The sequence below is a fragment of the Pseudomonas sp. NPDC088414 genome, assembly GCF_044753325.1.
Lineage (GTDB): Bacteria > Pseudomonadota > Gammaproteobacteria > Pseudomonadales > Pseudomonadaceae > Aquipseudomonas.
In genome coordinates this window covers 371,653-391,676 of the sequence record NZ_JBIVMY010000002.1, presented here as the reverse complement: position 1 = coordinate 391,676, position 20,024 = coordinate 371,653, and the positions used below count along the sequence as shown (strand labels likewise).

Below are 20,024 nucleotides of genomic sequence, written 5' to 3'. Positions count from 1 at the left end.
GCAAACAACATGTCCGGTTCTACTGAAAATGTCGGCCTGTTCCCGGTGAGCTATCGCATCGGCACCGGCGCACCCGGCGCGCAGTCGCTGGCCCTGCACCTGCTGGTCTCGACACCCGATACGAAAGTCAACGGCACCGCGGCGATCACCCAGGCGACCAATCCGCCACTCGACGTGCACTCCGACGTCTGGGGCGAGTACACCTACCTCACCGTGATGTCGCCCGGCGTCAGTAAAATCCTCGTGACCGCCCAAGGCAATCACGGCGGCCCAGGCGCCAACTCCATCATCAATTTCGATGTGCGCCTGGTGGTGGGCACCGACTGGCGCGAAGGTGTCGCCAACTATCGCTACTTCGATGGGCAACGCTGGCATGAGGTCAACAACGCCCCGGCGCATCTGGTGGAGTCGATACCTTCACCGTTCAATCCCGGCCCGGTGATCAACCCGCATCCACCGATCCTGCCGCTGTATGCCGCGCCGATCCAGAGCGCCATTGCCAGCGGTGATCTGGCGCAGATGAAGAACCTGGCCAGGCTCGCCGAACAGCAGCTGGAGCAACTGCCGAAATTGCGCGACGCACTGGACACCGCGAAGAAAGAGGTCAGCCGGCTGCAGAACCACTGAGTCAGGCCACTTGATCCGCCATTCACTTAGGGAGTAGCACCATGTCGATTGGACTTTTTCACACCCGTCTCAGCATCAGCAATGCATTGCCCGGCGCACCGGTTCTGAACCTTGATCTGCTGGTCGATACCGTGAACAAACGTGTCAGCGGGATTGCCAGCGTGTTTCAGGCCACCTGGCCGACGGTCAATTTCCGGACTCAGGTCTGGGGCAGTTTTTCCGAAACGAAACTGACTGCAAACGTCGAGAACCACATCATCCTCACTCTCGACGGTGGTCCGAGCGGCCCGCTTAGCCAGATTGCGCAGACCTTCCACCTCAGAGGCATTCTGGGCGGCGACTGGGCCAGCGGCTTTGTCGATTATCGCTACGAAGAACAGGGCCAGTGGCACGACGTCAAGCACGTCGCAGTGCATCAGGCGCCCAGCGAGCAACCGCACCCCACGCCGCATCCGCAGCCACTGTACGCCGTGGCCGTGCAGCAGGCGCAGACCGGCGGCAATCTGGCGCAACTCAAAACCGTGGTGCAACAGGCCGAGCAACAGGTGGCGCACGAGGGCGCCTTGCGCAGTGCCCTTGAGCATCTGAAGGCGGAAATTGCGCGTCTGGAAACGCGCTAACCGACAGACCCCGGGCGCGATTGCAAAGGATCTCGCCCGGGGCTTGTTCAACTGCGGTCAATCCCTTCGTCGCGCGCACCGGATTGTGCGCAAGGATTTCCCATGTCAGACGTGCGCCCTGCCCGTTACCTCAGCGACACCGATCTCAAACGCTACGTGCCAGTGCATGTGGTCTGGGAGATCACCCTGGCCTGCGACTTGAAATGCCTGCATTGCGGCTCCCGCGCAGGGCATCGCCGGCCTGACGAACTCAACACCCGCGAATGCCTCGACGTCATCGATTCGCTGGCCGCGCTTGGCACCCGCGAGATCACCCTGATCGGCGGCGAAGCCTATCTGCGCAAGGACTGGACACAACTGATCAAGGCCATTCACGACCACGGCATGTACTGCGCAATCCAGACCGGCGGGCGCAACCTGACGCCGGCGAAAATGCAGGCAGCGGTCGATGCCGGGCTAGACGGCGTGGGCATTTCCCTCGATGGTCTCGCGCCGCTGCATGACGCGGTGCGCAACGTCCCCGGCTCGTTCGACAAGGCCGTGGACACCTTGCGCCGGGCCAAGGCTGCGGGGCTGGCGGTGAGCGTCAACACCCAGATCGGCGCGGCCACCCTGCCCGACTTGCCGGCGCTGATGGACACGATCATCGAACTCGGCGCCACCCACTGGCAGATCCAGATCACCGTCGCCATGGGCAACGCGGTGGACCATCCGGAACTGCTGCTGCAACCCTATCAACTGCTGGACGTGATGCCGCTGCTCGCGCGGCTGTATCGCGAAGGCGTCGACCGTGGCTTGCTGATGAACGTCGGCAACAACATCGGCTATTACGGCCCGTATGAGCATTTATGGCGCGGCTTCGGCGACGAGCGCGTGCACTGGACCGGTTGCGCCGCCGGCCAGACCGTTCTGGCGCTGGAGGCCGACGGCACGGTCAAGGGCTGCCCGTCATTGGCGACCGTCGGTTTCTCCGGGGGCAACGTGCGCAACATGAGCCTGCACGACATCTGGCACTACAGCGAAGGTATGCATTTCGGTCGCCTGCGCTCGGTGGATGACATGTGGGGTTACTGCCGGGGCTGTTACTACAACGATGTCTGTCGCGGCGGCTGCACCTGGACTTCGCACTCACTGCTCGGCAAACCCGGCAACAACCCTTACTGCCATTACCGCACCCTGGAGTTGCACAAGCGCGGGCTGCGCGAGCGCATCGTCAAGGTCGAGGACGCGGCGCAGAAGTCGTTTGCCGTGGGCCGTTTCGATCTGATCACCGAACGCATCGACACCGGCGAAAAAGTCAGCAGCGTCAGCGACAGCGGTCAGGTGATCAAACTGGCGTGGATCAATCAGGGCCAGCAATCGCCGGAACAAGGCCGGATCGCCCCGCAACTGAGCCTGTGCCGCAGCTGCTTGCAGTACATCTATCCGCACGAGGTGATCTGTCCGCATTGCGCCGCCGATGTCGCCGCCGCCGAAGCCGAACACCAGACCATTCGCGTGCGGCAGCAGGCGATCATGAACACGCTGACCGGGCTGTTGGGCATCGCGCCCAGTCACTTGAACTGAGCGCTTGCTGCCCCTGCAGTCGATATTTTCCAACTCTGTCCCGGGTTTTCCTGCCCGGGGCAACTCTCCCCCCGCCCTGCAAGCCGCGGTTTTACTGGCTTTGTCCTTTCTGCTTCAGCAATTTGTATTCACATCCCAGCTTAATAATATTTTACCGATACCCCCCTCCTGCCTAGTCTGACCGCAAGCAAAACGGACCAGCCTGAAGCGATCCGAATCCACTTGCCTTGCCAGGAAGGATGTAGAAATGACCACTGAAATAATAAAAACAGACACGCTTGTCGTGGGGGCCGGACAGGCGGGTGTGGCGATGAGCGAGCACCTGAGCAAACTCGGTGTGCCGCACCTGGTGCTGGAGCGCAGTCGCATTGCCGAACGCTGGCGCACCGGGCGCTGGGACTCGTTGGTAGCCAACGGTCCGGCGTGGCACGACCGCTTTCCGGGGCTGGAATTCGATGATGTCGATCCCGATGGTTTCGCCCCCAAGGAGCGAGTCGCCGACTACTTCGAAGCCTATGCGAAGAAATTCAACGCGCCGATCCGCACCGGGGTCGAGGTCAAAAGCGTAATACGCAATGTCGGTCGTCCGGGCTTCACCGTCGAGACCTCCGAAGGCGTGATCGAAGCCAGCCGCGTGGTCGCGGCGACCGGGCCGTTCCAGCGTCCGGTGATCCCGCCGATCGCGCCCCAAGAGCCGCGTCTGTTGCAGATCCACTCCGCTGACTATCGCAATCCGCAGCAATTGCCCGCAGGCGCAGTGCTGGTGGTTGGCGCCGGTTCGTCAGGCGTGCAGATCGCCGATGAACTGCAGCGCTCCGGCAAGCAGGTGTACCTGTCGGTCGGCGCTCACGACCGTCCGCCGCGAGCCTATCGCAACCGTGATTTCTGCTGGTGGCTGGGGGTGCTCGGCGAGTGGGATCAGGCAGCGATGAAACCCGGCCGCGAGCACGTGACCATCGCGGTCAGCGGCGCGCATGGCGGGCGCACCATCGACTTCCGTGGTCTGGCCCATCGCGGCATGACCCTGGTTGGCGTCACCGAGTCGTTCAATAACGGCGTGGTGACCTTCAAGCAGGACCTGGTGGACAACCTCAAACGTGGCGATGACAACTACCTCGCCCTGCTGGATGCCGCCGATGCCTACATCGAGCGCAACGGTCTGGATCTGCCCGAAGAGCCCGAGGCACGCGAAACCTACCCGGATCCCGACTGCGTGAAAAATCCGCTGCTCGATCTCGATCTGGCCAAGGCTGGGATCACTTCGATCATCTGGGCCACCGGGTTCGCCGTGGATTATTCCTGGCTGCAGGTCGCAGCGTTTGACGACAAGGGCAAACCGCAGCATCAGCGCGGCGTGTCCAGCGAGCCGGGGGTGTATTTCCTCGGGCTGCCATGGCAGTCGCGGCGCGGTTCGTCGTTCATCTGGGGCGTGTGGCATGACGCCAAGCACGTAGCCGACCACATCGCCACCCAGCGCAAATACCTTGACTACAAGGATGCCGAGCAGCGTGAAGCGGCCCTGCATTCGAGCGCCAACACCAAAGCCGCCGACACCGTCGACGCTTGATTGCCCACTTTCGCGGCGGTGCCCGGTGCGCCGCTGATTACCCAGTCTGGAGCTGTACATGAGCAAGCCAACCCACACCCGCATCCGTATGTTCAACACCAAGGACACCTACCCGAACCAGACCCTGGACAACGATCTGTGCCAAGCCGTGCGCGCCGGCAACACCGTGTATGTCCGGGGTCAGGTCGGCACCGATTTCGACGGCAATCTGGTGGGCCTCGGTGATCCGCGTGCGCAGGCCGAACAGGCCATGCGCAACGTCAAGCAACTGCTCGAAGAGGCCGGCAGCGACATGAGCCACATCGTCAAGACCACCACTTACCTGATCGACCCGCGCTACCGCGAGCCGGTGTACCAGGAAGTCGGCAAGTGGCTCAAAGGCGTGTTCCCGATTTCCACCGGGCTGGTGGTGTCGGCACTGGGGCAGCCGCAGTGGCTGATGGAGATTGATGTGGTGGCGGTGATTCCCGAGTAATCAGGCAGACCGAGTCGCAGCCATCGCTGGCAAGCCAGCTCCCACAGGTATTTGAGGTGCCTTCAAGTTTTGTGAGCAACCCAATTACTGTGGGAGCTGGCTTGCCAGCGATGAGGCCCGCAAGGACAACAAATTCCTCGAAAGGAGTTAGACCATGACCTTTTCAATCGCAGCCCGTTGCCCCGAAACCGGCCAGTTCGGTGTCGCCATCAGTTCCTCCAGCATCGCCGTCGGCGCACGGTGCCCGTGGCTGCTGCCGGGGGTTGGCGCGGTGTCGAGCCAGAACATCACCCTGCCGTCCCTCGGCCCGGAAGTCCTCGCGCTGATGGAGCAAGGCCACGCGCCCGACGCGGCGCTGGACCAGGTGCTGACCCGCAACGGCTACAGCCAGTACCGGCAGATCACCGCGATCAACCACCTCGGCCAGACCGCGCATTTCAGCGGCGCACAAACCCTCGGCGTGCACAACGCGGTCTGCGGCGAGCAATGCGTGGCCGCTGGCAACATGCTCGCCGGGCGTGCGGTGATCGAGGCGATGGTCAAGGCCTTTGAAGACGGCGAAGGCCAATTGGCCGACCGCTTGCTCAAGGCCCTGCACGCCGCACAAGCCCTCGGTGGCGAGGCTGGTCCCGTGCATTCGGCAGCCGTGGTCGTGGTCGGCGAGCAGACCTGGCCGATCGTCAATTTGCGGGTCGATTGGGCCGATGAAGACCCGATCGGCCAACTGCAAAAGCTCTGGGACGCCTATCAGCCGCAGTTGCAGGACTATATCGATCGCGCCCTCGATCCGGCCAAGGCGCCGGGCTATGGCGTTGCCGGAGATGACCGATGAGCAACAGCGTCGCGTTGCTCAAGACGCTGGTGGGGTTCGACACCACCAGCCGTGAATCCAACCTGCAATTGATCGAGTTCGTGCGCGACTATCTCGCCGAATTCGATGTGCCATGCGAGTTGATCTACAACGCCGAGCGCAGCAAGGCCAATCTGTTCGCGACGATTGGCCCGGCCGAGCAACCGGGCATCGTACTCTCGGGGCACACCGATGTGGTGCCGGTCGACGGCCAACCGTGGACGGTGGCGCCATTCGAACTCAGCGAGCACGATGGCAAGCTGTTCGGGCGTGGCACCGCCGACATGAAGGGCTACATCGCCTGCGTGCTGGCCTTGGTGCCGGCGCTGGTCGCTGCAGACCTGCGCATGCCGGTGCACATCGCCCTGTCCTACGACGAAGAAGTCGGCTGCCTCGGGGTGCGCTCGTTGCTCGCGGAGCTGGAGCAGCGCCCGGTCAAACCGCTGCTGTGCATCATCGGTGAACCCACCGAACTGAAACCGGTGCTCGGCCACAAAGGCAAACTGGCGATGCGCTGCGATGTGCACGGGCATCCGTGCCATTCGGCCTACGCGCCGCTGGGGGTCAACGCCATCGAGTACGCCGCCGAGCTGATCGGCGAGCTGGGGCGCATCGGCCAGCAACTGAAGGCGCCCGAGCATCACGACGCGCGTTTCGACCCGCCCTACAGCACGGTGCAGACCGGGGTGATCAGCGGCGGCAAGGCCTTGAACATCGTGCCCGCCGATTGCCGCTTCGACTTCGAAATCCGCGCCCTGCCCTCGCAGGATCCAACCCAAGTCGCACAACAGTTGCAGGCTTACGCCGAGCAGCAAGTGCTGCCGCGCATGCGGGCGGTGAGCGAGCACAGCGCGATTCGTTTCAGTGAGCTGTCGGCTTATCCCGGCCTGGCCACCGATGCGCAGAGTCAGGCGGCGGAGCTGATTGCAGCGTTCTGCGGCTCACAGGAATTCGGCACCGTGGCGTTCGGCACCGAGGGCGGGCTGTTCGATGCGGCGGGCATTCCCACCGTGGTCTGCGGTCCCGGCAGCATGGACCAGGGGCACAAGCCCGATGAGTTCGTCAGTCGTGCGCAACTCGATGCCTGCGATGCGATGCTGCAGCGGATGCTGGCCTTTATCCGCGCTTGAAACACGGCTCGACGCACGTTCAGGCGTACAGTCGAGCCAACTCCTCCCGGCAATGATCGACGAACAACTGCACCGGTTTGGTCAGTTGCACCCGGCGCAGCCAGGCTGCCGACAAACCCGAGCCGGTCACGGTTTCTGCCAGCGGCACGCACACCACTTTCTGCCCGTCGTAGGTGTATTCGCCGAACGGCCGGGTCACCAGAATCGAAAAGCCGAAACCACGCCCGACCATGCCGCGCACCATCTCGATCGACGGTGAGCTGAAGACGATGTGCGGGGTCAGTCCGCGTTCTTCGAAGATGCTCACGAAGTAGGTGCGGCTGGGCACTACGTCGAGCAGGATCATCGGTTCCAGCACCAGATCGTGCAGCGAGACTTTCGCCTGTTGCGCAAAACGATGATCGGCGGGTAGCAAGGCGTAAGGCTGCTGCGGCGGCATCAGCGAAGTGGTTTCGATGGTGCTGTCGAGGTCGTGCTCGAAGAGCATCGCCAGATCGATGCTGCCGGCGGTCAGCGCCTGCACCAGTTCCTGCTGTTCGCCATCGCGAATACGGATTTCCACGCCCGGCCAGCGCTGCTTGAAACCGGCGATCAGGCGCGGCAGGTACAGCGGCGCGACCGTTTCGAAACAGCCGATATCGATCTGCCCCGAGACCACGTCGTTGTCCGCCAGCGCGTTCTGCTCGAACTCATGCGCCACTCGCAGCAATTCCAGCGCCTTGCGATAGAAGCGCGAACCACTGGGCGTCAGCGACACGCCTTGGGCGTGATGGCGGATGAACAGCTGCACACCGAAGCTTTCTTCCAGATGCTTGATCGCGGTGGAGACGGACGGCTGGGCGATATAGAGCTTGCGCGAGGCTTCGGCGACGCTGCCGCAGTCGGCGGTGGTGACGAAGTATTTGAGCTGGCGCAGGTTGTAGGCGGCCATGGAAAACCTCTGCAAGTGAGACAACGCTTTTGTGGTGAGGAGATCTATCTGTTGTCAGGACATTTATCTGTAGTCAGGAGGCTCTGTGGTGAGGGGATTTATCCCCGATGGGGCGCGAAGCGGCCCCTGTTTCTAAAGTCAAAAGAGGGGCCGCTTCGCAGCCCATCGGGGATAAATCCCCTCACCACAAAACTGTGTAAATCCAGGACAGAGTGAAGCCTGAACATACCGGAGCTACGCATTACACGCGGCATATATTTTTTAAGGTCTGAAGCAACAAACTTACTAATTTATCTATCCCGGGCCTTTGCACATGATCGCTTCAACAAGAAATGCGCCGTCCGTGTCGGCGCTTACCGAAGTACGTCCACGTACTCATCCTTGCCTTGGAGTTCGTCATGTCCACCTCTGCAACAACGTCCGCCCCGCTCATTGAAAAACACACGATAGGATACGTGCCCCCCGAAGATCGCCACGGAAAGGTCAGGGATCTGTTCACGCTGTGGTTCGGCGGCAACATCGCGCCGTTGCCCATTGTCACCGGCGCGCTGGGCGTGCAGTTGTTCCACCTGAATCTGGTCTGGGGCATTGTCGCGATTCTGGTCGGTCACCTGGTCGGTGGCGTGCTGATGGCGCTGCACTCGGCGCAAGGTCCGCAGATGGGCATTCCGCAGATGATCCAGAGCCGCGCGCAGTTCGGTTCGCTCGGCGCGCTGCTGGTGGTGCTGATTGCCGGGGTCATGTACATCGGCTTCTTCGCCTCCAACATCGTGCTGGCCGGCAAGTCGCTGCACGGCGTGATCGACAGCGTGCCGGTGCCGGTCGGCATCGTCATCGGTGCCCTCGGTTCGGGGATCATCGGCATCATCGGCTACCGCTTCATCCACGTGCTCAACCGCATCGGCACCTGGGTGCTGGGGATCGGCATCGTCGTCGGTTTCGGCTACATCTTCACCCACATTCAGACCGATGACTTCCTCACCCGTGGCAGCTTCAACCTCTCCGGCTGGCTCGCCACTGTGTCGCTGGCGGCGCTGTGGCAGATCGCGTTTGCGCCGTACGTGTCCGACTATTCGCGTTACCTGCCGGCCGATGTCAAAGTCTCGTCGACTTTCTGGACCACGTATCTGGGTTCGGCGCTGGGCTCGAGTTTGGCGTTCATCTTCGGTGCCGTCGCCGTGCTCGCGACACCCGTGGGCATGGACACCATGGACGCGGTCAAGCTCGCCACCGGCTCGATCGGGCCGCTGATGCTGGTGCTGTTCCTGCTCAGCGTGATCAGCCACAACGCCCTCAACCTGTACGGCGCGGTGCTGTCGCTGATCACGTTGGTGCAGACCTTCGCCTACCGCTGGATCCCCACCGCGAAAAGTCGCGCGGTGATCTCGATCATCGTCCTGCTGGCCTGCTGCTTTGCCGCCGTCGGCGCGTCGAAGGACTTCATCGGCCACTTCGTCGACATGGTGCTGGTGCTGTTGGTGGTTTTGGTGCCGTGGACGGCGATCAACCTGATCGACTTCTATGCCATCCACAAGGGCCAGTACGACATCCAATCGATCTTCCAGGTCGATGGCGGCATCTACGGGCGCTACAACCCGCAGGCATTGCTGGCCTACGCGATCGGCATCGCGGTGCAGATTCCGTTCATGAATACCCCGCTGTACGTCGGTCCGGTGTCGGCGCACATCAACGGCGCGGACCTGTCGTGGCTGGTGGGGCTGCTGGTGACCTCGCCGTTGTACTTCTGGCTGGCCAATCGTGACAGCGCCTATCGGCGGCGGATGATGGGCGGCAAATTGGTGGGCAGTCTCTGAGATTGACTCGCTGTAAACACAAGGCCCGCCACTGTGCGGGCCTTGTGCATTGCAGTGTGGTATTTCTTGTGGCTGGACAGTCAGCCACAACACAGGGAATCCCATGCTGCGAATACTGGGCAAGGCGTCATCGATCAACGTGCGCAAAGTGCTGTGGACCTGCGCCGAACTGCAGATCCCGTTCGAGCGTGAGGACTGGGGCTCGGGCTTCAAACCCACCGACACGGCGGAGTTTCTCGCGCTCAATCCCTGCGCCATGGTGCCGGTGGTTCAGGATGGCGATTTCACCCTGTGGGAATCGAACACGATCATTCGTTATCTGGCAGGCGCCTATGGCGGCGCCGACCTCTATCCCGCCGAGCCACGAGTTCGCGCGCGGGTCGATCAGTGGATCGACTGGCAGGCGTCGGAGCTGAACCGGTCGTGGTCGTATGCGTTCATGTCGCTGGTGCGCCGGTCGCCGGATCATCAGGACAGCGCCGCGTTGCTCAACGGCGTCGAGCAATGGTCGAAGACCATGGGCATCCTCGATCAGCAGTTGGAAAAGACGGGCGCTTACGTCAGTGGCGAGCAGTTTTCCCTCGCCGATATCCCCATCGGGCTGTCGGTCAATCGCTGGTTCGAAACGCCGCTCGCGCATCCGGACTATCCCGCCGTCAGGGCGTATTACCAGCGTCTGAGTCAACGCGAAGGCTTTCGCCTGTACGGCAGAAACGGTACGCCATAACGAAAAAACCTCTGGTTCCGGATAACGGAACCAGAGGTTTTTTATTGACCTGAAACGTAGATCAGGCCGGAACACCGAGAATGATGTGCGAAGCCTTGATCACCGCCGTGGCGCTCACACCTTTGGCCAGACCCAGCTCGGCAACGGCATCACGGGTGATGATCGAATAGACCTTCGAACCGCCTGCCAGCTCGATCACCACTTCAGCATTGACCGCACCGTCGGTGACGCTCAGCACTTTCCCTTCCAGGCAGTTGCGCGCCGACAGGCGAATGTCGCTGGATTCGGTCATCAGCATCACCCACGGTGCCTTGACCAGCGCCACGGCTTCCTTGCCAACGGCGATGCCGAGGTTCTTGATGCTTTCCATGGTCACGACAGCAACCAGTTGCTCGCCCCCGGCCAGGGTCAGAACCACTTCGGCGTTGACCGCGCCAGCTTGAACCTGACTGACTTTGCCTTTGAATACGTTGCGTGCGCTGACTTTCATGACGGGCTTCCTTTTTTTTGACTTTGGAGTTAGGAAAAACGGCCTGCATCATCGGAGTAAGCGCTATGTAGAAACAACTACAGCGCTGCGCTCTGTTGTCACACTTCAGATCTGCCGAACAACGATAGATCAGATCAACAGATCTTCATAAAACGCGCCGAACGGTCGATGCGGGTGGGCGATCTGGATTTCCAGGATCCATACACCGGCGTTCGGCGTCTGGTCGAAATCGCCGAGATTGCCGCCGCGATGGATCGCGTGAGGGAAATCGCTGACGCGGTGGCCCTTGATGTCGAGATTGAGTTTCCAGCCCATGGCTTCAGCCTGATCGCTGGCATAGCGGTACAGTTCGACACCGCTCACGCCTTGGCGCCACAGCGCCTCGACCCGCTTGAACAGCTCCCTGGATGCCGCCGCGCAGGCGATCATTTCCGGATCGGAGCCGGTGGTGAAGGTTTCGCCGGCATCGCCTTCGTGCCCCTGCCAGACCACGCCCATGTCGATGAAGAAAATATCGTTTTCACCCAGCACCGGATCGCCTTCGGAACGTTCCTTGAATGCCTTCAGCGTGTTGGCGCCAAAGCGGATCAGCAACGGATGCCAGATGCGATCCATGCCCAGTCCGGCAAGGATCTGCTTGCCCAGTTCCTGGGCTTCGGATTCACGCATGCCCGGCTTGATCACCTTGGCAATGGCATCAACGGCGTTCCAGGTCAGTTCCTGCGCATGACGCATCGTCTCCAGCACAAACCGTTCTCCGACGGCTTCTTTACCGCTCAAGGCTGCACTCATTTGCTTGTTCCTCATGGCTACGCTGTATAGTTTTTTATATTGCGAAACGCCGATCAAGATACAGCCATGACACAACGTGTCAATTACTCTTCTGCACGCACCACGCCGCGCTCCTCCAGCAAACGCACGAACATGCTCAAGCTGCGCGACACCGTGCCTCGGCGCCACACCAGCCACGTAGTCAGATAACGAAAATCCGCCGCCAGCGGCCACACGCTCACGGTTGCGCTGCCGGGCATGCTCTGCAGCATCTTGCGCGGCATCAGCGCCAGCCCGGCACCGGCGCTGACGCAGGCGAGCATGCCGTGATACGACTCCATCTCGAAAATCTTCCCCGGCACCGCAGCGTCGGTGCTGAACCATTTTTCGAAGTGATGACGATAGGAGCAGTTGGAGCGGAACGCATAGATGTTCTCGCCGTTCACATCCGCCGCGCGCTGCACCGGAGCGTGATTGAGTGGCGCGATGATGACCATTTCTTCTTCAAACGCCGGCACGCCTTCCAGCGTCGGGTGCAGCACCGGGCCATCGACGAAGGCGGCCGCCAGGCGCCCGGCGAGGACGCCGTCGATCATCGTCCCGGACGGGCCGGTGGACAGGTCCAGATCGACCTTGGGATGCAACTGGTTGTACGCCGCCAGCAGTTCGGGGATACGCACTGCCGCGGTGCTTTCCAGCGATCCCAGGGGGAATGCGCCCTGCGGTTCTTCGCCAGCGACGGTGGCCCGCGCCTCCTGCACCAGATCGAGAATGCGCCGCGCGTACTCGAGAAAACTCCAGCCGGCGGGCGACAGGCGCAACCGGCTTTTCTCGCGAATGAACAGGTCGACGCCCAGATCCTGCTCCAGTTGCTTGATCCGCGTGGTCAGGTTCGACGGCACGCGATGGATCTGCGCCGCGGCGGCGCTGATGCTGCCGTGCTCGGCGACGGCTTTGAAGATTTCCAGCTGCACCAGATCCACAGTCATTCTCCAATCGTGAAAGAAACGATCTTTATTATTCAGTTTCCAGAAAACAAACGCCACCCTACTCTAGACCCATCCACTGAACACGCAGGACGACGCCATGAGCCAGATTTCCAGCCAGACCCACGCCATCTCGATCAACCCCACTACCGGCGAGCAGGTCGGTCACTACGCCTTTGAATCGGCACAAGCTCTCGACGCAGCGCTGACCCGCGCCGCATTCGGTTTCTCGAAGTGGAAGCGCAAGCCACTGCAGGATCGCTCCCGCGCCCTGACCGCCCTCGCCGGCGCTCTGCGCGACAGCGCCGAAGCCATGGCGACCATGATCACCCTGGAAATGGGCAAGCCGATCGCCCAGGCCCGTGGCGAAATCGAAAAATGCGCCAAGCTCTGCGAGTGGTACGCCGAAAACGGTCCGGCCATGCTCAGCGCCGAAGCGACCCAGGTCGAAGGCGGCAAGGCGCGCATCGAATACCGACCACTCGGGCCGATCCTCGCGGTGATGCCGTGGAACTTCCCGATCTGGCAAGTGCTGCGCGGCGCGGTTCCGGCGCTGATTGCCGGCAACACCTACGTGCTCAAGCACGCGCCAAACGTGATGGGCAGCGCCTACCTGCTGCGCGACGCCTTCAAGAACGCCGGTTTCGCTGACGGCGTGTTTGAAGTGATCAACGTCACCCCTGAAGGTGTTTCCACCGCCATCGCAGACCCGCGCATCGCCGCCGTGACCCTGACCGGCAGCGTGCGCGCCGGCATGGCCATCGGCGCTCAGGCCGGTGCCGCACTGAAGAAATGCGTGCTGGAGCTGGGTGGTTCCGACCCGTTCATCGTGCTCAACGATGCGGATCTGGATGAGGCCGTGCAGGCTGCCGTCATCGGTCGCTACCAGAACTCCGGCCAGGTTTGCGCAGCGGCCAAGCGTCTGATCATCGAAGAAGGCGTGGTCGAGGAATTCACCCGCAAATTCGTCGAGGCCACGCGCAAGCTGAAGGTCGGCGACCCTTTGTCCGCTGACACTTACATCGGCCCGATGGCGCGTTTCGACCTGCGTGACGAACTCGACCAGCAAGTGCGCGATACCCTTGAAGAAGGCGCGACCCTGCTGTTGGGCGGTGGCAAAGCCGAAGGTCCGGGCAACTACTACGAACCAACCGTGCTGGCCGACGTGACCGACCGCATGACCTCGTTCAAACAGGAACTGTTCGGCCCGGTGGCCTCGATCATCACCGCCCGCGATTGCGCCCACGCCATCGCCCTGGCCAACGACAGCGACTTCGGCCTGACCGCGACGATCTACACCGCCAACGTGCAACTGGCGCAGCAACTGACTAGCGAACTGGAAACCGGTGGCGTGTTCATCAATGGCTATTCGGCCAGTGACCCGCGCGTGACCTTCGGCGGCGTGAAGAAAAGCGGTTTCGGCCGCGAGCTGTCGCACTTCGGCGTGCGCGAGTTCTGCAACGCACAGACCGTGTGGCTGGACCGCAAATAACCCGGGACAACATCGTCCCCTGTAGGAGCTGCGGCACGCTGCGATCTTTTGATTTTGATTTTGCAGATCAGGATCAAAAGATCGCAGCCTCGTTTCACTCGACAGCTCCTACAGGGTGTTACGCCACTGCAACGCGCAAACGGAGTGGCTGGATCGCAAGTAACCCGAGACATCACCGCCCCCCTGTAGGAGCTGCGGCACGCTGCGATCTTTTGATTTTGATTTTGCAGATCAGGATCAAAAGATCGCAGCCTCGTTTCACTCGACAGCTCCTACAGGGTGTTAAGCAGCACAGTTGCCTTCGGGGCTTACAGATATTTCAGCCAAGCGATGTCACGGCGCCGCGATTTCAGTGCGGAAAACCAGCGTACCGCCGGGTACAGTGCCAGCGCCAACAGCAGCGACACCAGCCAGATTGCAGCTACTGAATCGAAGCCGAAATAGCTACCGTAGTTAAGGCCGAACAGCGTCACGGCAATCAGATACAGCACCTTCAGCACGTACAGATGCAGCAGATAGAAGAACATCGGTGCCGAACCGAAAACCGTCAGCCAGCGAATCCAGCGGCGCGTCTGCAACCGTTCAAATACCAGCAACAACAGCAATCCGATGCTCACCGTCAGGGTGATGAACAGCAGCGATGGCGGGTACTTGGTGATGTTGAAAAAACCCATCAGCGTTTGCACGGTCGTGTCTTCAACGGCCCAAGGTTTTTCGCCATAAGCGTTGAGCAGTCGCAGGCCCACGAAGCCCAGCAGACCGGCGATACCGCCCAGCAACAAACCTTGCTGACGGCTCCAGGTATCAGCCACGCGGGAGAACCACGGGCCCAACGCATAACCCAGACCGATCACGCCGATCCACGGCAACAGCGGATACGAAGTGCGCAAGCGCAGACTGTCACCGGCCTCGATCCAGCCCCGATCATGCAGAATCGCCCATGGCACATGCAGTGCCGACTCCGGCGCGAAATGCAGTCCATCCAGCAGATTATGCCCGGCAATGATCGCCAGACTCAGCGCCAACAACAGCCAGCGCGGCAACCAGACCAGCAGCGACAAGGCGATCATGCTCAAGCCAATCGCCCAGATCACCTGCAGATAGATCACGCTCGGCGGCAACTGAAACGTCCATGCAAAATTCACCAAGGTGAATTCCAGCACCACCAGAAACAGCCCTCGCTTGAACAGGAAGGCACTGACATCGGCCTTGCCCGCGTACTTCTCGCCGAACAACCACGCGGACAATCCAGTCAGCAACACGAACACCGGTGCGCACAGATGCGCCAACGTTCGACTGAAAAACAACGCCGGCTCGGTGTTGGCGATGTCCATCGGGTCGGACACCTGACGGTGCAACAGGAACGTCTCGCGCACGTGATCCAGCAGCATGAACAGGATCACCAGACCTCTTAACGCATCAATGGACAGCAAGCGGCCGGTCGGCGGCGGGTTGGAGCGGGTACACGCAATCGTCATGGACATTTCGCCATCGAGTCTATGAATCGGGCGCGCACAACTACACGTCCCGCCAAAAATTGGCGTTACTCTATAACATAAAATGTCGATTCCCAAGCCAAACGCCATTTGCCCAATCACGCCAGGCTTCTATAGTGATCAGACGCCCCCTGCCCTTTGCGCCTGCTGTCGAGCGTTGCCCATGACCTCAACCGAACACCTGATCATCTGCGAGCATTGCGATTGCGTGTACGAAAAAGTCGTGCTCGGCAAACACCAGAAAACACTTTGCGTACGTTGCGGCGGCGTGCTGCAGCGCTATAACGGTTTGACCGTCGAGCAGCGGCTGGCCTTGAGTTTCACCGCGGCGATGCTGTGGCTGTTCGCCAATTTCTATCCGGTGATGAGCATCAGCATGAAGGGTCTGAAGAACAGCGCGACGCTGTGGGATTCGGTGCTGGCACTGAGTCAGGGGCCGATCACGTTCATGGCGATGGTCGCAGCGATCTCGATCATCATCGCCCCGGCGTTTCAACTGGTGCTGTTGATCTGGGTGCTGAGTTTCGCCCTGTCGTCGCGCCGGGCACCGGGCTTCAAGCTGTGCATGCGCTGGCTGGAAACGCTGCGCCCGTGGAGCATGCTCGAGGTGTGTCTGCTGGGGGCGATGGTGGCGGTGTTCAAACTGGCCGGGCTGCTCGATGTGCTGCCGGGGATCGGCCTGTTCGCCCTGGCGGTGCTGAGCCTGATGATGATCCGCATTGCCGGCCGCGACATTCGTGACCTGTGGGACATTCTATGAAGCGACCCGCGACCGCCAGCGAACTGAACCTGTGCCTGTGTCACAGCTGCGGGCTGGCCTGCGACATGACCGACGAGCCGCACCAGTGCCCGCGTTGCGAAGCACCGCTGCATCGGCGCAAAACCAATTCCCTGACGCGCACCTGGGCCTATCTGTTCGCCGCGCTGGCGTTCTACGTGCCGGCCAATCTGCTGCCGGTGATGAACACGGTGATGCTCGGCAACGGCGCCGACAGCACGATCATGAGCGGCGTGCTGGAGTTCTGGGAGGGCGGCGCGTGGGACATCGCGCTGATCATTTTCATCGCCAGCATCGCGGTGCCCGGGATCAAATTCGTCGCCCTGTCGCTGCTGCTGATCACCGTGCAGCGGGGCAGCGACTGGGCGCGCCGTGAGCGTTCGAAGCTGTACCGTTTCGTCGAGTTGATCGGCTACTGGTCGATGCTCGACGTGCTGGTGGTCGCACTGGTCGCGGCGCTGGTGAAGTTCCAGGCGCTGGGCGATATCGAACCACGCCCGGGCATCCTGTTTTTCGGCATGGTGGTAGTGTTCACCATGCTCTCGGCGATGAGTTTCGACCCACGGCTGATCTGGGACAACGCCGCGGACGACGAACCGCTCAGCGACGTACCACCTCAAGCAGCACCTGCAACGGATGGCGCAGCGCCCGATCCGACTGGCGCTTGACCTGACTGCGGCACGAATAGCCGGTGGCCAGTGCTTCGCCCTGCTCCGCCGGTGCTTCGACTTGCCGCGCCCACGATTGCTCGTAGATCACCGCCGAGGTTTCGCGGTTGCGCGCCTCATGGCCGTAGGTGCCGGACATGCCGCAGCAGCCGGTGGCCTGCGTCGCCAGTTTCAACCCGGCCCGTTCGAACACTTGTTCCCACTGGCGAGTGGCAGCCGGCGCATTGGTTTTCTCGGTGCAATGCGCCAGGAGCCTGAATGCATTTGCCGATTGGTTATTCACCTGCTCCGGCATCACCTTGAGCAACCATTCCTGCACCAGCGCCACTTCCGGGCATTGGTCCATGCCGGGCACTTTCAGGTATTCCTGGCGATAGACCAGCGTCATCGCCGGATCCAGCCCCAGCAGCGGCACGCCAACGTCGGCCAGCTCGCGCAGTTGCCGGGCATTGCGCAACGCCGCGCGGTTGAACGCTGACAGAAAGCCCTGTACATGCAACGGCTTGCCGTTGGCACTGAATGGCGCCAGATACACCTGATAGCCCAGCCGCGAAATCAGCTCGGCCAGATCCGCCAGCAGCGGCGCTTCGAAATAACGGGTGAACGCATCCTGCACCAGCACCACACTGCGCTCGCGCTGGGCCTGAGTCAGCGCCGACAGCGTGGAAACCGTCGCCGGCCGCACATTCCAGCGGCGCATGGCGGCATGGAAATCGAAGCGGCTGAGCAACGGCACATCGACCATTCCACCGAGACGCTCCAACTGTTTGCGCACGAATGTTGCGCCCATCAAACCGTTGTACAGCGCCGGAACTCGCGCCATGTACGGGATGCTGTACTCCAGCGAAGCAATCAGATAATCCCGCGCCGGGCGCAGATAACGGCTGTGATACAGCTCAAGGAAGCGCGATCGGAATTCCGGCACGTTGACCTTGACCGGGCACTGCCCCGCGCAGGACTTGCACGCCAGACAGCCGGCCATGGCGTCATACACCTCGTGGGAAAAGTCTGCGCCCTGCGCGCGGCTGTTGCGCCAGCGCGTCCACAGGTTGCGGAAAAACGCCGGACGGAGGATCGCATCGGACAGCACATCCACCCCTGCCTCGCCCTGCAAACGCAGCCATTCACGGATCAGCGACGCACGGCCCTTGGGCGATTGCGCACGCTCGCGGGTGGCTTTCCACGACGGGCACATGGCGTCGTCGGGATCGAAGTTATAGCAGGCGCCGTTGCCGTTGCAATGCATGGCCGCGCCGTAGCTTTGCCAGACCTTTTCATCGATCTGCCGATCGAGTTGGCCGCGCAGGGTCACTTCGTCGATTTTCAGCAACGCCGCGCCGGTGTTAGCCGGGGTGGCGATCTTGCCCGGGTTGAACTGGTTGCACGGGTCGAACGCGGCTTTCAGCGCTTGCAACGCCGGGTACAGCTCACCGAAAAACGCCGGCGCGTATTCCGAGCGCAGGCCTTTGCCGTGTTCACCCCACAACAGGCCGCCGTAGCGCTGGGTCAGCGCGGCGACGCCATCGGACACCGGACGCACCAGCGCCGCTTGCTGCGGATCCTTCATGTCGAGAATCGGCCGCACGTGCAGCACGCCGGCATCGACGTGGCCGAACATGCCGTACTGCAAACCGTGGCTGTCGAGCAGTTCGCGCAGTTCGGCGATGTACTCGGCCAGGTGCTGCGGCGGCACCGCGGTGTCTTCGACAAACGGCTGCGGCCGCGCTTCGCCGGCAACGTTGCCGAGCAGGCCGACTGCGCGCTTGCGCATGCCATAGACCTTGTTCACCGCCGCCTGACCGACCGCCAGCGTATGGCCGAGACGTTCGACCGTGGTGTCGCTGCTCAAGTGTTCGAGGAAAGCTTCGACCCGGCGTTGCAGATCTTCAGCATCGTCACCGCAAAACTCCACCAGGTTGATCCCCAGTGTCGGCCGTTCGGCACTTTCCGGGAAATACTCGGCGACGCCGTGCCAGACGATGTCCTGCATCGCCAGCAGCAACACCTTGGAGTCCACGGTTTCTATCGACAACGGCTTGAGCGCCATCAGCGCCCGGGCATCGCGCAACGCATCCATGAACCCGGCGTAGCGGATGTTCACCAGCATCGTGTGCTTGGGGATCGGCAGCACGTTGAGCTTCGCCTCCACCACAAACCCCAGCGAGCCTTCAGCGCCGCAGAGCACGCTGTTGAGGTTGAAACGATCATCGGCCTCGCGCAGGTGCGCCAGGTCGTAGCCGGTCAGGCAGCGATTGAGATCAGGGAAGCGTTGCTTGATCAGTTCGCCCTGCTCATCAATGATCTGCCGCGCACAGCGATAGACTTCACCGACCCGATCTTCACGGGCACACAGCGCTGTCAGATCTTCTTCCGCCAGCGCTGCGCCGTGCAGGCGTTCGCCGCCGCGCAGGACCATGTCGAGTTCCAGTACATGGTCGCGGGTCTTGCCGTAGGTGCAACTGCCCTGGCCACTGGCGTCGGTGTTGATCATGCCGCCAACGGTGGCGCGGTTGGAGGTCGACAGCTCCGGGGCGAAGAACAGCCCGGCGGACTTCAGTGCGGCGTTGAGCTGATCCTTGACCACCCCGGCCTGCACCCGCACCCAGCGCTGCTCGACGTTGATTTCCAGAATGCGGTTCATGTGCCGCGACAGGTCGACTACGATGCCGTCAGTCAGCGACTGACCGTTGGTGCCGGTGCCACCGCCACGCGGCGTGATCACCACCTGCTGATAGGCCGGCTCGGCAATCAGTCGTGCGACTCGCGCCACATCCTCCGCATCCACCGGAAACACCGCCGCTTGCGGCAGACGCTGGTAGATCGAGTTGTCGGTGGCAAGCACTACGCGGCTGGCGTAATCGGCGCTGATCTCGCCACGAAAACCGCTGGCCTTCAAGGCTTTGAGGAATTGCTGGTAATCGGCGGTCAATGCCGGGGCGGGTTTCAGCTGGGCAATCATCGGTGAGGAAATCTCGGTCAAAATCGGGTCGTGTGGCGGTGAACAGTTGTGCGCAATGAATGATTGCGTCACGCTCC

Annotated in this window: 18 protein-coding genes; 12 read left to right on the top strand and 6 right to left on the bottom strand. The window is 61.8% G+C overall.

What is annotated here, in order from left to right; genetic code table 11:
* The first annotated feature begins 9 nt into the window (after positions 1-9).
* The 7 genes from ACIP8I_RS04645 to argE all read left to right on the top strand — a co-directional run bounded on the left by ACIP8I_RS04645 (position 10) and on the right by argE (position 6,835).
* Positions 10-627: a DUF1842 domain-containing protein gene (locus tag ACIP8I_RS04645; protein WP_400759039.1), complete on the top strand. Its 618-nt coding sequence runs from the start codon at positions 10-12 to the stop codon at positions 625-627.
* Positions 628-668: 41 nt separating this feature from the next.
* Positions 669-1,247 carry a DUF1842 domain-containing protein gene (locus ACIP8I_RS04640; protein WP_367084199.1) on the top strand — a complete coding sequence of 193 codons (579 nt, stop codon included), beginning with the start codon at positions 669-671 and terminating at the stop codon, positions 1,245-1,247.
* Positions 1,248-1,349: 102 nt separating this feature from the next.
* Entirely contained in the window at positions 1,350-2,813 is a 1,464-nt protein-coding gene (locus ACIP8I_RS04635; RefSeq protein ID WP_400759036.1) for a GDL motif peptide-associated radical SAM/SPASM maturase, read from the top strand.
* Between the two features lie 247 nt (positions 2,814-3,060).
* The gene (locus ACIP8I_RS04630; protein WP_400759034.1) at positions 3,061-4,380 is read left to right on the top strand and encodes a flavin-containing monooxygenase; all 1,320 of its coding nucleotides are present in this window, start codon (positions 3,061-3,063) and stop codon (positions 4,378-4,380) included.
* A 58-nt stretch (positions 4,381-4,438) separates the two neighbouring features.
* Positions 4,439-4,855, top strand: a complete 417-nt coding sequence (locus ACIP8I_RS04625; protein ID WP_003225869.1) for a RidA family protein — start codon at positions 4,439-4,441, stop codon at positions 4,853-4,855.
* Positions 4,856-5,009: 154 nt separating this feature from the next.
* Positions 5,010-5,687: a DUF1028 domain-containing protein gene (locus ACIP8I_RS04620; protein ID WP_400759032.1), complete on the top strand. Its 678-nt coding sequence runs from the start codon at positions 5,010-5,012 to the stop codon at positions 5,685-5,687.
* Positions 5,684-6,835 carry an acetylornithine deacetylase gene (gene argE, locus ACIP8I_RS04615; RefSeq protein ID WP_400759029.1) on the top strand — a complete coding sequence of 384 codons (1,152 nt, stop codon included), beginning with the start codon at positions 5,684-5,686 and terminating at the stop codon, positions 6,833-6,835. Before ACIP8I_RS04620 ends, argE begins: the two co-directional genes overlap by 4 nt.
* A 19-nt stretch (positions 6,836-6,854) precedes the next feature.
* Here argE and ACIP8I_RS04610 read toward each other — a convergent pair whose 3' ends face one another.
* Positions 6,855-7,766, bottom strand: coding sequence for a LysR family transcriptional regulator (locus ACIP8I_RS04610; RefSeq protein ID WP_210558748.1), 912 nt, complete (start codon positions 7,764-7,766; stop codon positions 6,855-6,857).
* A 398-nt stretch (positions 7,767-8,164) separates the two neighbouring features.
* On the opposite strand from ACIP8I_RS04610, the gene ACIP8I_RS04605 reads away from it, so the two are divergent.
* Together ACIP8I_RS04605 and ACIP8I_RS04600 are read left to right on the top strand one after the other, a co-directional pair.
* The gene (locus ACIP8I_RS04605) at positions 8,165-9,580 is read left to right on the top strand and encodes a purine-cytosine permease family protein (protein ID WP_400759026.1); all 1,416 of its coding nucleotides are present in this window, start codon (positions 8,165-8,167) and stop codon (positions 9,578-9,580) included.
* 103 nt (positions 9,581-9,683) lie between these two features.
* Positions 9,684-10,307 (top strand): glutathione S-transferase family protein, encoded by a 624-nt coding sequence (locus tag ACIP8I_RS04600; protein ID WP_400759023.1) that lies wholly within the window; start codon positions 9,684-9,686, stop codon positions 10,305-10,307.
* A gap of 61 nt (positions 10,308-10,368) precedes the next feature.
* Here ACIP8I_RS04600 and ACIP8I_RS04595 read toward each other — a convergent pair whose 3' ends face one another.
* The 3 genes from ACIP8I_RS04595 to ACIP8I_RS04585 form a co-directional block, all read right to left on the bottom strand.
* On the bottom strand, positions 10,369-10,797 hold the full coding sequence (locus tag ACIP8I_RS04595; protein ID WP_400759020.1) for a molybdopterin-binding protein: 429 nt from the start codon (positions 10,795-10,797) through the stop codon (positions 10,369-10,371).
* Between the two features lie 129 nt (positions 10,798-10,926).
* Entirely contained in the window at positions 10,927-11,589 is a 663-nt protein-coding gene (locus tag ACIP8I_RS04590) for a M24 family metallopeptidase (protein WP_400759018.1), read from the bottom strand.
* A gap of 83 nt (positions 11,590-11,672) precedes the next feature.
* Complete coding sequence (locus ACIP8I_RS04585) at positions 11,673-12,551, bottom strand: putrescine utilization regulator PtrR (protein WP_204896111.1); 879 nt, start codon at positions 12,549-12,551, stop codon at positions 11,673-11,675.
* A 103-nt stretch (positions 12,552-12,654) separates the two neighbouring features.
* Between ACIP8I_RS04585 and ACIP8I_RS04580 the strand changes: the two genes are divergently transcribed.
* Positions 12,655-14,046: an aldehyde dehydrogenase family protein gene (locus ACIP8I_RS04580; RefSeq protein WP_400759016.1), complete on the top strand. Its 1,392-nt coding sequence runs from the start codon at positions 12,655-12,657 to the stop codon at positions 14,044-14,046.
* A 308-nt stretch (positions 14,047-14,354) separates the two neighbouring features.
* Here the strand turns inward: ACIP8I_RS04580 and ACIP8I_RS04575 are convergent, their stop codons facing one another.
* Positions 14,355-15,524 carry a DUF1624 domain-containing protein gene (locus ACIP8I_RS04575; protein ID WP_400759014.1) on the bottom strand — a complete coding sequence of 390 codons (1,170 nt, stop codon included), beginning with the start codon at positions 15,522-15,524 and terminating at the stop codon, positions 14,355-14,357.
* Positions 15,525-15,705: 181 nt separating this feature from the next.
* On the opposite strand from ACIP8I_RS04575, the gene ACIP8I_RS04570 reads away from it, so the two are divergent.
* Together ACIP8I_RS04570 and ACIP8I_RS04565 are read left to right on the top strand one after the other, a co-directional pair.
* A complete protein-coding gene (locus ACIP8I_RS04570) occupies positions 15,706-16,302 on the top strand; it encodes a paraquat-inducible protein A (RefSeq protein ID WP_003225887.1) in 597 nt (198 codons plus the stop codon).
* The gene (locus tag ACIP8I_RS04565) at positions 16,299-16,988 is read left to right on the top strand and encodes a paraquat-inducible protein A (RefSeq protein ID WP_400759011.1); all 690 of its coding nucleotides are present in this window, start codon (positions 16,299-16,301) and stop codon (positions 16,986-16,988) included. Before ACIP8I_RS04570 ends, ACIP8I_RS04565 begins: the two co-directional genes overlap by 4 nt.
* On the opposite strand, the gene ACIP8I_RS04560 is transcribed toward ACIP8I_RS04565, so the two are convergent.
* Positions 16,921-19,947, bottom strand: a complete 3,027-nt coding sequence (locus ACIP8I_RS04560) for an FAD-binding and (Fe-S)-binding domain-containing protein (protein ID WP_400759169.1) — start codon at positions 19,945-19,947, stop codon at positions 16,921-16,923. The two genes, ACIP8I_RS04565 and ACIP8I_RS04560, sit on opposite strands and share 68 nt — an antisense overlap.
* Between the last annotated feature and the right edge of the window lie 77 nt (positions 19,948-20,024).